This is a genomic window from Xylophilus rhododendri (assembly GCF_009906855.1).
Taxonomy (GTDB): domain Bacteria; phylum Pseudomonadota; class Gammaproteobacteria; order Burkholderiales; family Burkholderiaceae_C; genus Xylophilus; species Xylophilus rhododendri.
Window position 1 is genome coordinate 4,439,132 of the sequence record NZ_CP047650.1, and the last position, 14,685, is coordinate 4,453,816.

General features: G+C 55.3%; 15 protein-coding genes. All 15 read left to right on the forward strand.

The window, feature by feature from the left end; translation table 11 throughout:
• The first annotated feature begins 81 nt into the window (after nucleotides 1–81).
• Nucleotides 82–1,380, forward strand: coding sequence for a lipopolysaccharide biosynthesis protein RfbH (gene rfbH, locus GT347_RS20545; protein WP_160555456.1), 1,299 nt, complete (start codon nucleotides 82–84; stop codon nucleotides 1,378–1,380).
• 5 nt (nucleotides 1,381–1,385) lie between these two features.
• Nucleotides 1,386–2,447: an NAD-dependent epimerase/dehydratase family protein gene (locus GT347_RS20550; protein ID WP_160553966.1), complete on the forward strand. Its 1,062-nt coding sequence runs from the start codon at nucleotides 1,386–1,388 to the stop codon at nucleotides 2,445–2,447.
• A gap of 34 nt (nucleotides 2,448–2,481) precedes the next feature.
• Nucleotides 2,482–3,321: a transketolase gene (locus GT347_RS20555; protein WP_160553967.1), complete on the forward strand. Its 840-nt coding sequence runs from the start codon at nucleotides 2,482–2,484 to the stop codon at nucleotides 3,319–3,321.
• A complete protein-coding gene (locus tag GT347_RS20560; protein WP_160553968.1) occupies nucleotides 3,318–4,238 on the forward strand; it encodes a transketolase family protein in 921 nt (306 codons plus the stop codon). Before GT347_RS20555 ends, GT347_RS20560 begins: the two co-directional genes overlap by 4 nt.
• Before the next feature lie 86 nt (nucleotides 4,239–4,324).
• Nucleotides 4,325–5,716: a lipopolysaccharide biosynthesis protein gene (locus GT347_RS20565; RefSeq protein ID WP_160553969.1), complete on the forward strand. Its 1,392-nt coding sequence runs from the start codon at nucleotides 4,325–4,327 to the stop codon at nucleotides 5,714–5,716.
• A 6-nt stretch (nucleotides 5,717–5,722) separates the two neighbouring features.
• Nucleotides 5,723–6,763 carry a glycosyltransferase family 10 domain-containing protein gene (locus tag GT347_RS20570; RefSeq protein WP_160553970.1) on the forward strand — a complete coding sequence of 347 codons (1,041 nt, stop codon included), beginning with the start codon at nucleotides 5,723–5,725 and terminating at the stop codon, nucleotides 6,761–6,763.
• A 59-nt stretch (nucleotides 6,764–6,822) separates the two neighbouring features.
• The gene (locus GT347_RS20575; RefSeq protein WP_160553971.1) at nucleotides 6,823–7,800 is read left to right on the forward strand and encodes a glycosyltransferase family 2 protein; all 978 of its coding nucleotides are present in this window, start codon (nucleotides 6,823–6,825) and stop codon (nucleotides 7,798–7,800) included.
• On the forward strand, nucleotides 7,773–8,594 hold the full coding sequence (locus tag GT347_RS20580) for a glycosyltransferase family 2 protein (protein ID WP_160553972.1): 822 nt from the start codon (nucleotides 7,773–7,775) through the stop codon (nucleotides 8,592–8,594). The genes GT347_RS20575 and GT347_RS20580 overlap by 28 nt, the downstream gene beginning before the upstream one ends.
• Complete coding sequence (locus GT347_RS20585) at nucleotides 8,527–9,873, forward strand: hypothetical protein (protein WP_160553973.1); 1,347 nt, start codon at nucleotides 8,527–8,529, stop codon at nucleotides 9,871–9,873. The genes GT347_RS20580 and GT347_RS20585 overlap by 68 nt, the downstream gene beginning before the upstream one ends.
• Nucleotides 9,860–10,786, forward strand: a complete 927-nt coding sequence (locus tag GT347_RS20590) for a glycosyltransferase (RefSeq protein WP_160553974.1) — start codon at nucleotides 9,860–9,862, stop codon at nucleotides 10,784–10,786. Before GT347_RS20585 ends, GT347_RS20590 begins: the two co-directional genes overlap by 14 nt.
• 47 nt (nucleotides 10,787–10,833) lie before the next feature.
• A complete protein-coding gene (gmd, locus tag GT347_RS20595) occupies nucleotides 10,834–11,934 on the forward strand; it encodes a GDP-mannose 4,6-dehydratase (RefSeq protein ID WP_160553975.1) in 1,101 nt (366 codons plus the stop codon).
• Nucleotides 11,934–12,857: a GDP-L-fucose synthase family protein gene (locus tag GT347_RS20600; protein ID WP_160553976.1), complete on the forward strand. Its 924-nt coding sequence runs from the start codon at nucleotides 11,934–11,936 to the stop codon at nucleotides 12,855–12,857. Before gmd ends, GT347_RS20600 begins: the two co-directional genes overlap by 1 nt.
• Complete coding sequence (locus GT347_RS20605; RefSeq protein WP_160553977.1) at nucleotides 12,854–14,017, forward strand: DegT/DnrJ/EryC1/StrS family aminotransferase; 1,164 nt, start codon at nucleotides 12,854–12,856, stop codon at nucleotides 14,015–14,017. The genes GT347_RS20600 and GT347_RS20605 overlap by 4 nt, the downstream gene beginning before the upstream one ends.
• A gap of 14 nt (nucleotides 14,018–14,031) precedes the next feature.
• A complete protein-coding gene (locus GT347_RS28090; RefSeq protein ID WP_160553978.1) occupies nucleotides 14,032–14,214 on the forward strand; it encodes a glycosyltransferase in 183 nt (60 codons plus the stop codon).
• Nucleotides 14,215–14,243: 29 nt separating this feature from the next.
• On the forward strand, nucleotides 14,244–14,495 hold the full coding sequence (locus GT347_RS20615; RefSeq protein ID WP_160553979.1) for a hypothetical protein: 252 nt from the start codon (nucleotides 14,244–14,246) through the stop codon (nucleotides 14,493–14,495).
• Nucleotides 14,496–14,685: the final 190 nt, after the last annotated feature.

Below are 14,685 nucleotides of genomic sequence, written 5' to 3' on the forward strand. Positions count from 1 at the left end.
GCTCCCGTGATCCCCATCACACCGATCGACGACCAGCCGGCGGCCAGCGCGCCTGCTGCACCCACTCCTGCGACCGCTGCCATCCGCGCCCAGATCGCTGAACTGGTACAGCAGTACGCCGACATCGCCCACGCGCCCAAGCCCTTCGTGCCGGGCGAATCGGTGGTGCCGGTATCGGGCAAGGTGATTGGCGCTTCCGAGCTGAAGATGATGGTCGAGGCATCGCTCGACGGCTGGCTCACCACCGGCCGCTTCAATGCGGCCTTCGAGCAGCGCCTGGCCCAGTACCTGGGCGTGAAGTACCTCATCACCGTCAATTCGGGCTCCTCGGCCAACCTGGTCGCTTTCTCGGCGCTGACCTCGCCTCGCCTGGGCGAGCGCGCTATCCAAAGGGGCGACGAAGTCATCGGCGTCGCGGCCGGCTTCCCCACCACCGTCAATCCCATCCTTCAGTTCGGCGCGGTGCCCGTCTTCGTGGACGTGGACCTGGCCACCCACAACATAGATGCCAGCCTGATCGAGCAGGCCATCACGCCCAAGACCAAGGCCATCATGCTGGCCCACAGCCTGGGCAATCCCTTCAACCTGGACGTCGTCACCGCCCTCTGCAAGAAGTACAACCTGTGGCTGGTGGAAGATTGCTGCGACGCCCTGGGCGCCACCTACAACGGCCAGATGGTCGGCACCTTCGGCGACATCGGCACGCTGAGTTTCTATCCCGCCCACCACATCACCATGGGCGAGGGCGGTGCGGTCTTCACCAACAACCCCGAGCTGAAGCTGATCGCCGAGTCCTTCCGCGACTGGGGTCGCGACTGCTACTGTCCGCCCGGCAAGGACAACACCTGCAACAAGCGCTTCTGCTGGCAGCTGGGCGAACTGCCCGAGGGCTACGACCACAAGTACACCTACAGCCACCTGGGCTACAACCTGAAGATCAGCGACATGCAGGCCGCCTGCGCGCTGGCGCAGATGGACCGGGTAGATGAATTCGTGCAGGCGCGTAAGGACAACTTCGCCTATCTCAAGGCCAAGCTGCAGTCCTGCGCCGAGTTCCTCGAACTGCCCGAAGCCACGCCGGGCAGCGATCCGTCCTGGTTCGGGTTCCTCTGCAAGCTCAAGCCCGAGTCCAGCGTGAAGCGGGTGGATCTGCTGGCCTATCTGGACCAACAGAAGATCGGCACCCGATTGCTGTTCGCTGGCAATCTGGTTCGCCAGCCCTACATGATCGGGCGCGAATTCCGGGTCGCAAGCAGCCTGGAGAACACAGACAAGATCATGAACCAGGCGTTCTGGATCGGCGTGTACCCGGGCTTGACCACCGAGCACCTGGACTTCATCGTGCAGAAGATCGAAGAGTTCTTCGGCATCGGCTTCTGAACACCATGCCGCACGCCGCGCTGCGCCCGCCCTTCGAAAGCGACCTGGAGGCCGTCACCGATGCCATCGGCGCGGCCGACTGGGCGCAGCTGCGCGGCCGGCATGTCTTCCTCACCGGCGGCACGGGCTTTGTCGGCAAGTGGCTGCTGGCGAGCCTGTTGCACGCCGGGCGCAGATTTGCCCTGGATTGCCGCATCACGGTGCTCAGCCGCAATCCGCAGGCGTTCCGCAGCGAAGCCCCCTTTCTTGCCCAAGCGCCCGGCGTCAGCTTGCTGCAGGGCGATGTCCGCAGTTTCGCGTGGCCCGATCAGCGATTCGATCTCGTGATCCACGCCGCCACCGATGTGGTCGCCTCGGCCACGCCGCTCGAAACCTTCGACACCTGCGTGCAGGGAACCCGGCGGGTGCTCGACCTGGCCGTGCAGGCCGGCGCGCAGCGCGTGCTGCTGGTCAGCTCGGGCGCCATGTACGGGCGCCAGCCGGAGGGACAGGAAGGCGTTCCGGAATCCTGGCTGGGTGCCCCCGATATCCGCGACGCACGCTCGGCCTACGGCGAAGGCAAACGCGCCACTGAATGGCTGGGCGCCGCCTATTCAAAACAGCACGGGCTGGATGTGCGGGTGGCACGCTGCTTCGCCTTCCTCGGCCCCTACCTGCCGCTGGACAAGCATTTCGCGCTCGGCAACTTCCTGCGCGACGCCATGGCCGGCCAGCCCATCGTCATCCAGGGCGACGGCACCGCACTGCGCAGCTACCTCTATGCCGCCGACATGGCCGCATGGCTGTGGGCGATCCTCCTGCGTGGCGAGCGCGGCGGCACCTATAACGTCGGCGGTGGCGAGGCCGTGTCCATCGCGCAGTTGGCGCGCCGGATCGCGCAGGCCCTTGCCTCGCCGTCGGCCGTCACGGTCCAGGGCCAGGCAGGCGGCGGCATGGCGCCGGACCGGTACGTGCCCGACACCCGCAAGGCGCTGGGCGCGCTCGCGCTCGGCGTGCCGCTCGCGCTCGACGAGGCCATCCGCCGCACCGCGGCCTGGCATCGTGCCGCAACGGACCTGCCGGCCTGAGCCACCGCCCCCTTTATCCCCATCGAGTCATCCCATGCAAGACACCCTGCAAGACCCGGCCCGCACCGGCGGTCGCTTCGACCCGGCGCAGCTGCGCAAGACCGTGCTCGACATGGCCTTTGCCGGCTCCACCGTGCACATCGGCTGCGCCTTCTCGCTGATCGAGATCCTGGCCGTGCTCTACCGCAAGCACCTGCGCTATCCGGGTAACGATCCCCGGGCCGCCCTGCGCGACTACCTCGTATTGAGCAAGGGCCACGGCGTGATGGCGCAATACGCCTGCATGTACGAAATGGGATGGCTGCAGCGGCAGGACATCGACCGTTATTTCGCCGACGGATCGGACCTCAAGGGCCTGTCGGATTCGCGCATTCCCGGCCTGGAGGTGACTTCGGGCTCCCTCGGCCACGGTTTCTCCGTCGGCGTCGGCCTGGCGCTGGGCGCCAAGCTGCGCAAGACCGACCAGAAGGTCTACGTCATCGTGGGCGACGGCGAAATCAACGAAGGCCCGATCTGGGAGGGCATGCTCTTCGCCGCCCACCATGGCCTGGACAACCTGGTCGTGATCATCGACGAAAACGGCTTCCAGGCCATGGGCAAGACCGAGGACGTCCTGCGCCTGGGCAACCTGCAGGCGAAGTTCGACAGCTTCGACTTCGACGCCGTCAACGTCGATGGCCATGACGAAGACGCGCTGGACGCCGCCATCGGCAGCCTGCTGGCCAACGGCAGCGGCAAGCCCAAGGCCATCGTCGCCAAGACCGTCAAGGGGCGCGGCGTCGGCTTCATGGAACACGACAACATCTGGCACTACACGCGCCTGAACGACAAAACCTATGCCGACGCCGTCGCGGCGCTGGGAGAAAAACTTTGAGAGCCGCCTTTTCCGACACCCTGGTGGCGCTGGCCAAGGCCGATCCGAACGTGCTGCTGCTAACCGGCGACCACGGCTACGCGCTGTTCGACGCCTTTCGCGCCCAGTGCCCGGACCAGTACATCAACGCAGGCATCGCCGAGCAGAACATGGTCGGCATGGCGGCTGGCCTGGCGCGCGCGGGTTTCCGGCCTTTCGTCTATGGCCTGGCTGCATTCGTGCCGGTGCGGGTGGTGGAGCAGATCAAGCTCGACATCGCGCACGACGATCTGCCGGTGGTGCTGTGCGGCGATGGGGCGGGTTTTGTCTACAGCCATCTGGGCACCAGCCATCAGTCGACCGAGGACATCGCGTGCACGCGGGCGATTCCGGGGTTGACGATCTATTCGCCTGCGGACCGCTTTGAGCTGGCTGCCTGTATGGAACAGGCGTACGCACAGAAAGGGCCAGTCTATATGCGCATGGGCAAGGCCGACTTGGGCGATGTTCACACTTTGCCACCCGCTCTGCCAATGAATCAGTTTCAGCCGGTCGCGCGCGGACTCGGCCCTGTCACCTTCATCGCCACCGGCTCGATGGTGCGCACTGCTCTCGACATCCAGGAGGCGGGCTATCCGGACGCCGCTGTCTGGAGCGTTCCGTCCATCAAGCCGATTGACGAAAACCAGCTCGTCGAGATCGCCAGGGGCAGCCGGCTGCTTTGCGTACTGGAGGAGCATTCGGTGATTGGCGGACTGGGAGCTGCAGTGGCCGAAGTCTGCTCTATCCACCATCCCGTGCGTGTCCTGCGCATCGGCGTGAACGACCGCTTCTCGCACCATTGCGGCAGCTACAAATATCTGCTGCAGGAGCACGGACTTGACCTTTCCGCAGCCCGGGCCGCCGTCGATCACGCCGTCGCCAACCTGCAGCCCTGAAAGCCGGCCTGCGGGTCGCTCCGAAGACCGCCCTCCAAAGCACGACAAACAATATTTTGGGACGCATTCTTTTCGTTCTGGCCCGGGTGACCCAGATCTTCCTGATGTTTGCCACATTGAAGATCGGCACCAGCATGCTGCCGCCAAGCGAGATGGCGGTCGTCTTCATGCTCACTTCGGCTGTCGCCATCGTGTCTGCACTGCTAATCAATCCGGTGGGCATGTTCATGAACCGGCGCATGCATGCATGGCACGAGGCAGGCAGCCTGACGCGGTATTTCCACCTGTTCTATGTAGCCGTGGCGATGGTCGGCCTGCTGTGCCTCGCAGCTGCGGCGTGGGGCCTGCCTCTTTACAACGGTGTTCACGGCCGATCGGTGCCGATGCTGGCCGGATTGATAGCCGCCAGCCTCGTCACGCTCTCGATCAATTCGACTGCGATCTCCGGTCTCAATCTGCTTGGCCGCACCCGCGAGTTTCTCTTTCTCAGTGCAGGTACGGCTGCCCTGTCGCTGGCTTGTGCATTCGGATTTGCAAGCACATTCGGTAAGTCGGCAGAACATTGGTTTCTGGGGATCATCGTCGGCCAGGCCATCGTTGGAATGCTGGCGGCAAGGTCCTTTCCTGCCATCGCTACGCCACGTAAAGCCAGCCCTGTGCTGGAGCGCAGGAAAGTCCGAAGCCTATTCGCTTTTGCCTGGCCCATCTCGATTGCCGTCGGACTAGCATCCATCCAGGCTCAAGGTTACCGGCTACTCGGCGGCAACTTTATCGCTATGACCGATCTTGGTCTGGTGGCTGCTGGCGTCGGGGTCAGCGTCGCCATCATGTCGTCTGTTGAGTCGATCCTGTCGTCCTACCTAATGCCTGCGTTCTACAGAACTATCGGCGCCAGCACCCCCGACGCGCAAATGCAGGCATGGGCGGCTTATGCGCGCGTCGCCATACCGATCTTTGTGGTGACCGGATGCTATCTCGCCATCGTGGCTCCGGAGCTTGTCGGCCTATTCATGGGCCCCGCCTACGCCGACGCGGGACAATATGTCTACTGGGGCGTCATCGCGGAGGTATGCCGCGTCGTCGCATATACCTTCGCCATGGTTCTCCATGCAAAATTCAAGACCCGCGCCCTGATCGTGCCAGCTTTATGCGGCGCTTTTACTGCGCTCGCTACCTTCCTCCTGCTCGCACGGCCATTTCAAGGGCTCGGCGTCGGCATATCGATAGCCGCCGCATCCGCCGCGGCTGCATGGGCGACCTTCCTTGCCGTAAGGAAAGAAATCCGCAATCTTCTTAATGTGCACTTATTTTGGCCAGTGCCGCTGGGTGCAGCGGGCATATACGTTACTGCCTTAGGTCTCAAAGCAGAATCCGGTCATGCAACTATGTTTTCGCAAATCCTTGTCGTTGGAATATGCGGTCTGCTATATCTGGCAGTGTTGTTCGCGATGGGCCGGCGTAGTATAAAAAACACCTAAGAGAAAATGTCGACCAGCATATATATCGACCCATCCTACCCATCGTTTCTCGATGGTCAACTTTTTAACGCGCAAAACTCGGTATTGAATCGTGATGATCAATTGCTGCCGTTTATACGCGTTAAAGAAATGCTCGAATCGCGTAACGTTCGCGTGGCGACTGCCGACCACATTGTTGACCATAGTTCAAGCATCAGCGGCTTGGATAAGCCGAAATACTATTCCCTCGGGATTGCATCGAGATTTGAAAGTATTGAAAAAGAAGGTTTGGCAGAACTTGACGCTTTTGTCATCATGGAGCCTCCGATTGTTGCTCCACATCTGTATAAAATGCTGCCACGACTTTCTGCAGTATTCAACCGGGTCTATTTGCATAATACGGTCGGTGATGGGTATAGCATGGAAGGCGTCAATGCCGGGACGCTCCGCAAGTTTTACTGGCCATTGCCGTACGACGGTGTGCTCAGTCAACATTGGAGCCGCTCCGACCGACTGCCACGTGCCGTGGTGATTAATGGAAATCACAAGGCTTGGGGCAAACCCAACGAGCTTTACAGCACACGAATTTCAGCAATGGTGGAGCTGTCGAAATTTGATTGCATCGATCTTTACGGTATGGGATGGAGCAAGTGGTGGGATCGCCGGTCCCTGTGGCCTGCGTATTTTCTTAATAGAAGAGCGCTGATGAAAATCTACAAGGGGCATTGTGCATCCAAGTATGAAGTTTTGGCTGCTTATGATTTTTGTCTGTGCCTGGAAAATATGCACATGCAAGGTTACATAACTGAAAAGATTTTTGATTGTTTCTTTTCGGGGGCAATTCCAATGTATGCAGGAGCTCCGGACATCGCCAACTACATCCCTAGCGACTGTTTTATAGACCGTCGACATTTCGCTTCATGGACTGATATGTGGCGCTTCGCGTCGGCGTTAAGTGCCAAGGAGAAGTGTGTGTATCGGGAGAATGCCAAGAATTTTCTTGAATCGGAGCGGGCTACGCCTTTCTTTCAGTCAATCGACAATGTCGTTTGCGGGTGGCACAAATAATGGCTCGGCCTGCATCGAATTCGCCCGAGCTCGTTACCATTTGCATACCGACATTTAATGTGTCAAGTACTATAAGGCAGACGGTCGAGAGCTTATTAAGCCAAACTTACCAAAATTTCATAATTCATATAGTTGATAATGCATCAACCGACGAAACTGTCGCTATTGTTGAAAAAATCGGTGATCCTCGACTGATTGTTCACAGGCACGACGCCAACATTGGTGCCGAAGGTAATTTTACGCGCTGCATGAAATTGGCCGGCGGGTCCTACACTTGTATTTTTCATGCGGATGATGTTTATTCAAATGAAATGGTCGAGACCCAGGTGTTGTGGCTTAATGCTAACAAACACATCGAAGCGGTTTTTTCTCAAGTCGAAACGATCAATGACGGTTCCATGGTGACGGGACATATAGACATGATTCCGGCTATCAATGCGGGAGAGGTGCGGGAATATTCGTTTCTTGAATTATTCAAAGGCCTTCTGCGATATCGCAACCGCTTGGTTATTTCAAGCTTGATGGTGCGAACATTCGTTTTCACGGACTATATTTTAACTTGGGGTGATGGTCGATTTAAATCCGCTTCAGATGTGGATATGTATTTGCGTTTGGCGCGACGGTGTGCAATTGGTGTCATCGGTCGCCGCCTTATGCAATACCGCATTGGTCAAAACCAGTTTTCCCATAAGATTCGTAACCGTCTCACGCGACCAGATTTTTTTCTAGTGATGGATGCATACCTTCACGAAAACAATGCACTGTTGACACAATCAGATTTTGACCACTATCGATGGCTGGATCGACATGATAGAGTCGCGCGCGCGCTGAATGCTGCCTCTCAGGGAAACACGGATCTCGTCAAGCAACTTCTTGAAAACTGCCTGTCGGTTGATGCGTTGCGTGCCGCATTTTCGGGCCGCACAGGCTCTGTGACATTGCTCGCCGCGATTATTTTAAAGTCAATGTCTAACTTAGGACTTCTTAAGTATTCAGGAGAACTCATCCGTTGGGCGAAAGCAAAAAAATGGAATTGATGTCGACAGTTGCTTTAGAAACCAGCGAGGAGCCGCTGACAATTTCCGTTGTCATGCCGGTAAAAGACCGATTCGACTTGGCAGAAATCTCTATCCGTGCTGTTTTGAATCAAACCTCGGCTATCACGCAGATAATAATTGTGGACGATAGCTCAGCCGTACCGGTCGAGGAGTATTTTTCTGCTTTGATTAAGGACATAAGGACCAAGGGCGTCGAAGTAATCTGCCTTAGAAATGAGCTTAACCAAGGCGTTTCTGCTTCGCGTAATCGAGGTGTGCAATGCTCCACTGGTGCTGTTGTATGCTTCTGCGACTCAGACGACTTTTGGATTCCCCATAAGGTAGCCCATGTGCGTCATGTTTTTATGGAGCCAGAAGTGATTTTGCATTACCATGCTTTTACCTGGTTTTGCGGTACGCTGAAAATATTTTCCATATTGCCGCGAGCACGACTCCAGCGGCTTCCAAAAGCACTCATGGTGATATTTTCATTTCTCAACCCTTCATGCTTAAGTATTCGCAGGGAAGCTTTTGCTGAAGGTTTCGATGAAAGCATGCGTTATCACGAAGACCTTGATTTCGTTCTTCGTAAGTCCCTTCAAATCCCCGTTCATTTTTCTAACTTTCCATTGATGATAATGGGGCGTCCGCCAGGATCGCAGGGCGGTGCAACGGAAAACGGCAGAGCAATGCGCCTGGGTGCTATTGATGCTTTGGCACGATATCGTGGAAAAGGATTACTTCGCTTTATTGCAAATGCCAAACAGGGTTTTCATCGGCGAAAGCTGCGGTGAAAAACAGTTTATTTTTGCACGTCACGAATGGCTTTCGATGAAACAGCGCATCAGCTTCCCTTGGAAAAGCCCAAGTGCTGTATGGTTTGTCTTTGCACCCTGGATTTTAGTCATTTTTCTGTACTGGCTCGATCTCACCATCTTTAGCGAAGCTTCAATTGTGAGAGTGCTTCGGGCTTTGGCCCCAGGGCTTATTCCCACTGCCTTGGTGCTTTTACTTTTTGCGCTGTTCAATCTGGTTTCAACGGCATTTAAACGGAGGCCTGAACCCGAGGCAATCATCACCGTTGATCTCGGCCATGCTTATAAAATGAATCGGGTGTTGCTGAAAGTGTTCTACGCCATTTTGGTATTGGAATTTTTATACTTCGGTCAGATTCCATTGATTTCCATGATGCTTGGGTCCGATGTCACGCATTTTGATTTTGGTATACCGGGTCTCCATGGTTTGTTGTACGCGATCGGTGCTGCGGTAGCAACCATATCGTTTTCTTTGTATCTCCTCACTCAACAGCGTAAATATCTTTTTCAGGTTTTTATGGTGTTACTCGTTTTTTTGCTGCTGGTTACCCGGAAAATGTTTTTGGTTGTCGGTCTGCAAATGCTTATTCTTTACATTGGACTCGTAGGTTGGCGTCGCATTGGTCTGATATCTCTTTGCATCCTTGCGGTAGTTTATATTTTCGGATTTATTGGAGATATACGAACGGGCCGGGAGCAGTTTCTTGATTTGGCCGGTTTGAAAGTGGATTATCCAGAATGGTTGCCCTCCGGTTTTATCTGGGTGTATATTTACGGCATTACGCCGATCGCGAATTATGTCAATATGACTGAATTATTGACGCCTACGTTTAATTTTGTCGATTTGTTTTCGTGGGCCATTCCGCCGCGTATTTTATCTGCATTGTTCGGAGTAGAACTAATCGGAGGATTTGAAAACGATTGGCAGGTGTCTGGCGCCTTTAATGTGGCAAGCGGATTTGCAAATATTTTCCCCACGCTTGGAGGACAGGTTGGCATAATAATTTTTGCCACATTTGTGGGGCTGCTCATCGGATACTTTGCGAAGGTAAAGAGTTTTTACCACATGCTGTCGCTGTGTACTATCTACGCGTCTAGTGTTCTCATGGTATTCAATAATAATCTTATGTCTCTCAATGTGGCGTTTCAGTTCGTTGTGTATCTGATTTGCTCTCGTTTGGCATCCTCTAGCGCGAGGGGGCAAACCAGATTCATCAATGGTTCGTCATCCACCGGACGACATCATGTCAAAACATAAGCCAAAGATAGTCGTTCTGATGGCGACATTTAACGGTGAGCAATGGATAAAAGAGCAGATTGATTCAATTGTGGTCCAGGAGAATGTAGATGTCTCAATTTATGTTTCCGACGATCATTCTTTGGATGCTACGTTGGAAATAGTTAATGGTTTGGTGGGCACGGCGTCTCTTACATTCCTAGCCAAGGCTGATGCCAGCGGTTCCGCCGGTTCCAACTTCCGTCGCCTGTTTCGCGATGTCGACGTATCATCTTTTGATTATGTTGCATTAGCTGACCAGGACGATGTGTGGCATCCGCTCAAACTGATAGAAGCCGTTACCGTCATGGCGCGCGACCGGAGTGCGGGGTATTCCGGCGCTGTCGATTCGTTCTGGCTCGACGGGCGACGCAAGGTAGTGCGCCAAAACGGGCACATGCGGGCAGGCGATTTCCTTTTCGAGGGTGCCGGGCAGGGATGCACCTTTGTTGTGCGGGCGGACCTGTTTTTGCTTGTGCAGGATTTCCTGCGGCGGCACCATGAATTGGCCGAATCGCTGCACTACCACGATTGGCTTATTTATCTGCTGGCGCGCGCCCACGGGCTGCGGTGGACTTTCGATACGCGCGCCTGGATCGCTTACCGGCAGCATGGTAGTAATGAGATCGGATCGCGCGGCGGATGGCGTGGGGCGCGGTCACGCCTCGCAAAGATTCGGAGCGGCTGGTACCGGACGCAGATTGCCGCAGCTATGCAAGCCTACTTGGCTGCGGATCCTGCGAATGTTTTTGTGCAGCGTGCACAGCGGGTTTTTTCGCAGCCAATGTCGTTGGGACGGCGCTTGCAATTCGCAAAGCTTTCGGTGCTGCATGGGCGACGGCGCAAGTCGGATCGCATCGTGGTGCTGGTCGCTGCGTTGATGGGTTGGATTTGACTACCTTGCGTCGCGTTGAATTGATTGATTTGAACATAGGGAGAAACATGAAACGAGCATTGATTACGGGCGTGACGGGACAGGACGGCGCTTATCTGGCCGAACTGCTGCTGACTAAAGGTTACGAGGTCCACGGCATGAAGCGCCGTACATCGCTGTTCAATACTGATCGGATTGATCATTTGTTTCAAGACCCTCATAAATCCGATGGCCGGTTTGTGCTTCACCATGGCGATATGACGGATTCGTCCAGCCTGACGCACATCATCCAGAAGGTCCAGCCGGACGAAATTTATAACCTGGCCGCTCAATCGCATGTTGCGGTCAGTTTTGAGGAGCCAGAATACACCGCAAATTCAGATGCGCTTGGCGCATTGCGGATATTGGAGGCGATCCGTATCCTGGGCTTGGAGAAAAAAACCCGTTTTTATCAAGCTTCGACATCCGAGTTGTACGGCTTGGTACAGGAGACCCCTCAAAAGGAAACTACGCCCTTTTACCCCCGTAGTCCCTACGCAGTGGCCAAACTGTATGCGTACTGGATCACGGTAAACTACCGGGAGGCTTATGGAATTTATGCATGCAACGGCATCTTGTTCAACCATGAAAGTCCGAACCGGGGCGAAACTTTTGTCACTCGTAAGATTACGCGCGCGTTGGCGCGTATCAAGCTCGGCCTCCAGGACTGCCTTTATCTTGGCAATTTGGACGCCATGCGCGATTGGGGTCATGCGAAAGACTACGTCGAGATGCAGTGGATGATGCTGCAACAGGAGCAGCCAGAGGATTTCGTCATCGCCACGGGTGTGCAATTCAGCGTTCGTCAATTCGTGGATGCGGCCGCAGGCGAATTGGGCATGGAAGTACGTTGGGAGGGAGAGGGTGCGGACGAAAAAGGTTATTGGACCAATCCCCAGGGCGGGGCCAGGGCGGAGCCGATTGTCTCCGTCGATCCGCGTTACTTCCGCCCGACCGAAGTGGAAACGCTTTTAGGCGATCCTTCCAAGGCGAAAGAAAAACTTGGATGGACGCCGAAAATAACGTTTGCTGAGTTGGTAGCGGAGATGGTGCGAGAAGACTTGAAGTCCGCCGAGCGTGACGAGCTGGTCAAAAAGCACGGCTTCAGCGCATTTGATTATCACGAGTGATGCGAATTCTTCTGACCGGGGGGCGCGGCATGGTGGGCCGCAACTTCCTTGAACATGCGAGCGTGGCAGCGCATGAAGTATTGGCACCGACCAGCGCGGAACTGGACCTGACCGATGCACATTCCGTGCATCAGTGGTTCGCACGCCATAAGGTCGATATGGTCGTACACGCCGCCGGCAGGGTGGGCGGAATCCAAGCCAACATGCGGGAGCCCGTCGCGTTTCTTTTGCAAAACCTGGACATGGGGCGCAATGTGGTTGGCGCTGCACGGCAGGCGGGCATCAAGCACTTGCTGAACCTCAGCAGTTCTTGCATGTATCCTCGTTATGCGGAGAGTCCCTTGCGCGAAGATCTGGTATTGCAAGGAGAACTGGAACCGACCAACGAGGGTTATGCGCTGGCCAAAATTATTACCATGCGCCTTTGCGAATACATCTCTCGTGAGGATCCGGCATTCGCGTATAAAACCCTGATTCCTTGCAACATCTACGGCAAATACGACAAATTCGACCCGGTGCACTCGCACATGGTGCCAGCCATCATTCACAAGCTGCATCAGGCGAAGCTGGCCGGCCGCACCTCCGTCGATATATGGGGCGACGGCAATGCACGCCGGGAATTCATGTATGCGGGCGACCTGGCTCGCGCGATGTGGAGTGCGGTTGAACGTTTCGATTCCTTGCCGTCCGTCATGAACGTCGGACTGGGAAGTGATTTGAGTGTCAATGAATACTACGCCGTCGCTGCTGCTGTGGTTGGATACGAAGGTGCTTTCGATCATGACTTGTCCAAACCAGTCGGCATGAAGCGAAAAACAGTTGATATCACCACGGCCCAAAATTGGGGGTGGCATGCAGCAACTACGCTGGAAACCGGCCTTTCTCTTACCTATGCGAATTACTTGGAGCAGACCAGTCCATGAATGACATTAAATATCCTCTTGCCACGGCCACCTGGGACGACGCCGAATATGACGCCATTCAACGGGTCGTGAAATCCGGCATGTTCACCATGGGCTCTTGCGTACAGGAGTTCGAAAAGCTGTTTGCTGACTATTCTGGTAGTCGTTATTGCGTCATGGTGAATTCAGGGTCATCCGCTAATTTGCTCATGGTGGCGGCGCTTTTCTATACCAAGACAGGACGCCTGCAGCCCGGTGATGAGGTCATTGTTCCGGCCGTTTCCTGGAGTACGACCTACTATCCTTTGCATCAGTATGGTTTGAAGCTGCGTTTCGTGGATATCGATGTCGAGACGCTGAACTATGATCTGGACCAGCTTGCGGCCGCGATTACAGATCGCACGCGCTTGATTATGGTCGTCAACTTGCTGGGAAATCCCAACGATTTTTCCCGAATTGAGCGGCTTACCCAGGGGCGCAATATTCGCATGATTGAGGATAATTGCGAATCGATGGGCGCTGAATTCAAGGGCAAAAAGGCCGGAACCTTTGGGGTGATGGGTAGTTACAGTGCCTTTTTCTCGCATCATATCTCGACGATGGAAGGCGGGATGGTTACGACTGATGACGAGGAGCTCTTCCACATAATGCTTTCCTTGCGGGCCCATGGTTGGACTCGCAATCTTCCCAAATTCAATCAGGTGACCGGCGAAAAGAGCGATGATCCGTTCAAAGAGTCATTTAGATTCGTGCTGCCCGGCTATAACCTGCGCCCGCTTGAAATGTCGGGCGCAATTGGCATTGAGCAAGTCAAGAAGCTGCCTCGGCTTATCAGCGAACGCCGGAAAAATGGCGCCTTGCTTCAAGCTGCCATGGCAAATCATCCCGATGTCATGATACAGAAGGAAATCGGCCAGAGCAGCTGGTTTGGATTTAGCCTGGTTGTCCGCCCTGGCTCGGATCTCACGCGCGAATCCTTATTGAAGCGGCTTAATGCGGCAGGTTTCGAATGCCGACCGATTGTGGCCGGGAATTTCGCCAAGAATGAAGTTGTTAAATATTTCGACTCCGATACCTTCGGCGAGTTGAAAAATGCCGATCACATCGACTCTCACGGTTTGTTCGTCGGAAACCACCATTATCCCGTTCATGAAGCGGTGGCTGCATTGAAAGCCATCTGATCAAAATGTCAGCAATGCCGCCATTACTGAGCGATCGCCTGACTGTCTGTCTCTTCGCATGGAACGAGGAGCAGCGCATCCTGCGCAGTCTGGAAAATTTCCGCGGGCTATTTCGGGTGCTTGTCGTCGATAACTGCAGTACGGATAGAACCGCTGAAGTGGCGCGCGGCGCAAGCTACGAGTTGACGGTCATTTAAAATCCAGGTTTTATAGAACGCCAGAGGTGATGGACCGCGTTCTAGCGGCCTGTAAAACCGGTTGCCTGTTTATCGCTTCGCTCAGTGAGTTCATACCGCTGCCCTTGGTGAAAAATTATGCCGAAGTCGCCGATAGTGGTTCGCACGATGTAGTCCGGTCTTTTCGTGAAACCATTACTGCGAGTCTTTGCGGTGCCGTTCAGTGGGCGGCCCAAAAAGGCGCCAGCCTGGAGAGCTTCGATTTTTCAGGCGAGGTGCAGTTGATTATCAGGGGAACCTAGTGCATGATAGAGGCCGCATCTGCGTCGCAGATGCCCGGGTTTTAAGGCTCGTTGAAAATCCGAACATGCACTTCTATAAGTTCCACGACTACGACTGGTCGTACACTGAATATAAACATCGACGCTATAACGACGTGCTGGCCCGTCAGATCAACGTTTTCTCCTTATTTTTCGGTCATCGTCGCCACTT

Bases quoted from the DNA above. Each gene is read 5' to 3' on its own strand.
- GT347_RS20605 (WP_160553977.1), top strand. From the start codon at position 12,854: ATGAATGACATTAAATATCCTCTTGCCACGGCCACCTGGGACGACGCC.
- GT347_RS20555 (WP_160553967.1), top strand. From the start codon at position 2,482: ATGCAAGACACCCTGCAAGACCCGGCCCGCACCGGCGGTCGCTTCGAC.
- GT347_RS28090 (WP_160553978.1), top strand. From the start codon at position 14,032: ATGCCGCCATTACTGAGCGATCGCCTGACTGTCTGTCTCTTCGCATGG.
- GT347_RS20570 (WP_160553970.1), top strand. From the start codon at position 5,723: ATGTCGACCAGCATATATATCGACCCATCCTACCCATCGTTTCTCGAT.
- GT347_RS20600 (WP_160553976.1), top strand. From the start codon at position 11,934: ATGCGAATTCTTCTGACCGGGGGGCGCGGCATGGTGGGCCGCAACTTC.
- GT347_RS20590 (WP_160553974.1), top strand. From the start codon at position 9,860: ATGTCAAAACATAAGCCAAAGATAGTCGTTCTGATGGCGACATTTAAC.
- GT347_RS20550 (WP_160553966.1), top strand. From the start codon at position 1,386: ATGCCGCACGCCGCGCTGCGCCCGCCCTTCGAAAGCGACCTGGAGGCC.
- gmd (WP_160553975.1), top strand. From the start codon at position 10,834: ATGAAACGAGCATTGATTACGGGCGTGACGGGACAGGACGGCGCTTAT.
- GT347_RS20615 (WP_160553979.1), top strand. From the start codon at position 14,244: ATGGACCGCGTTCTAGCGGCCTGTAAAACCGGTTGCCTGTTTATCGCT.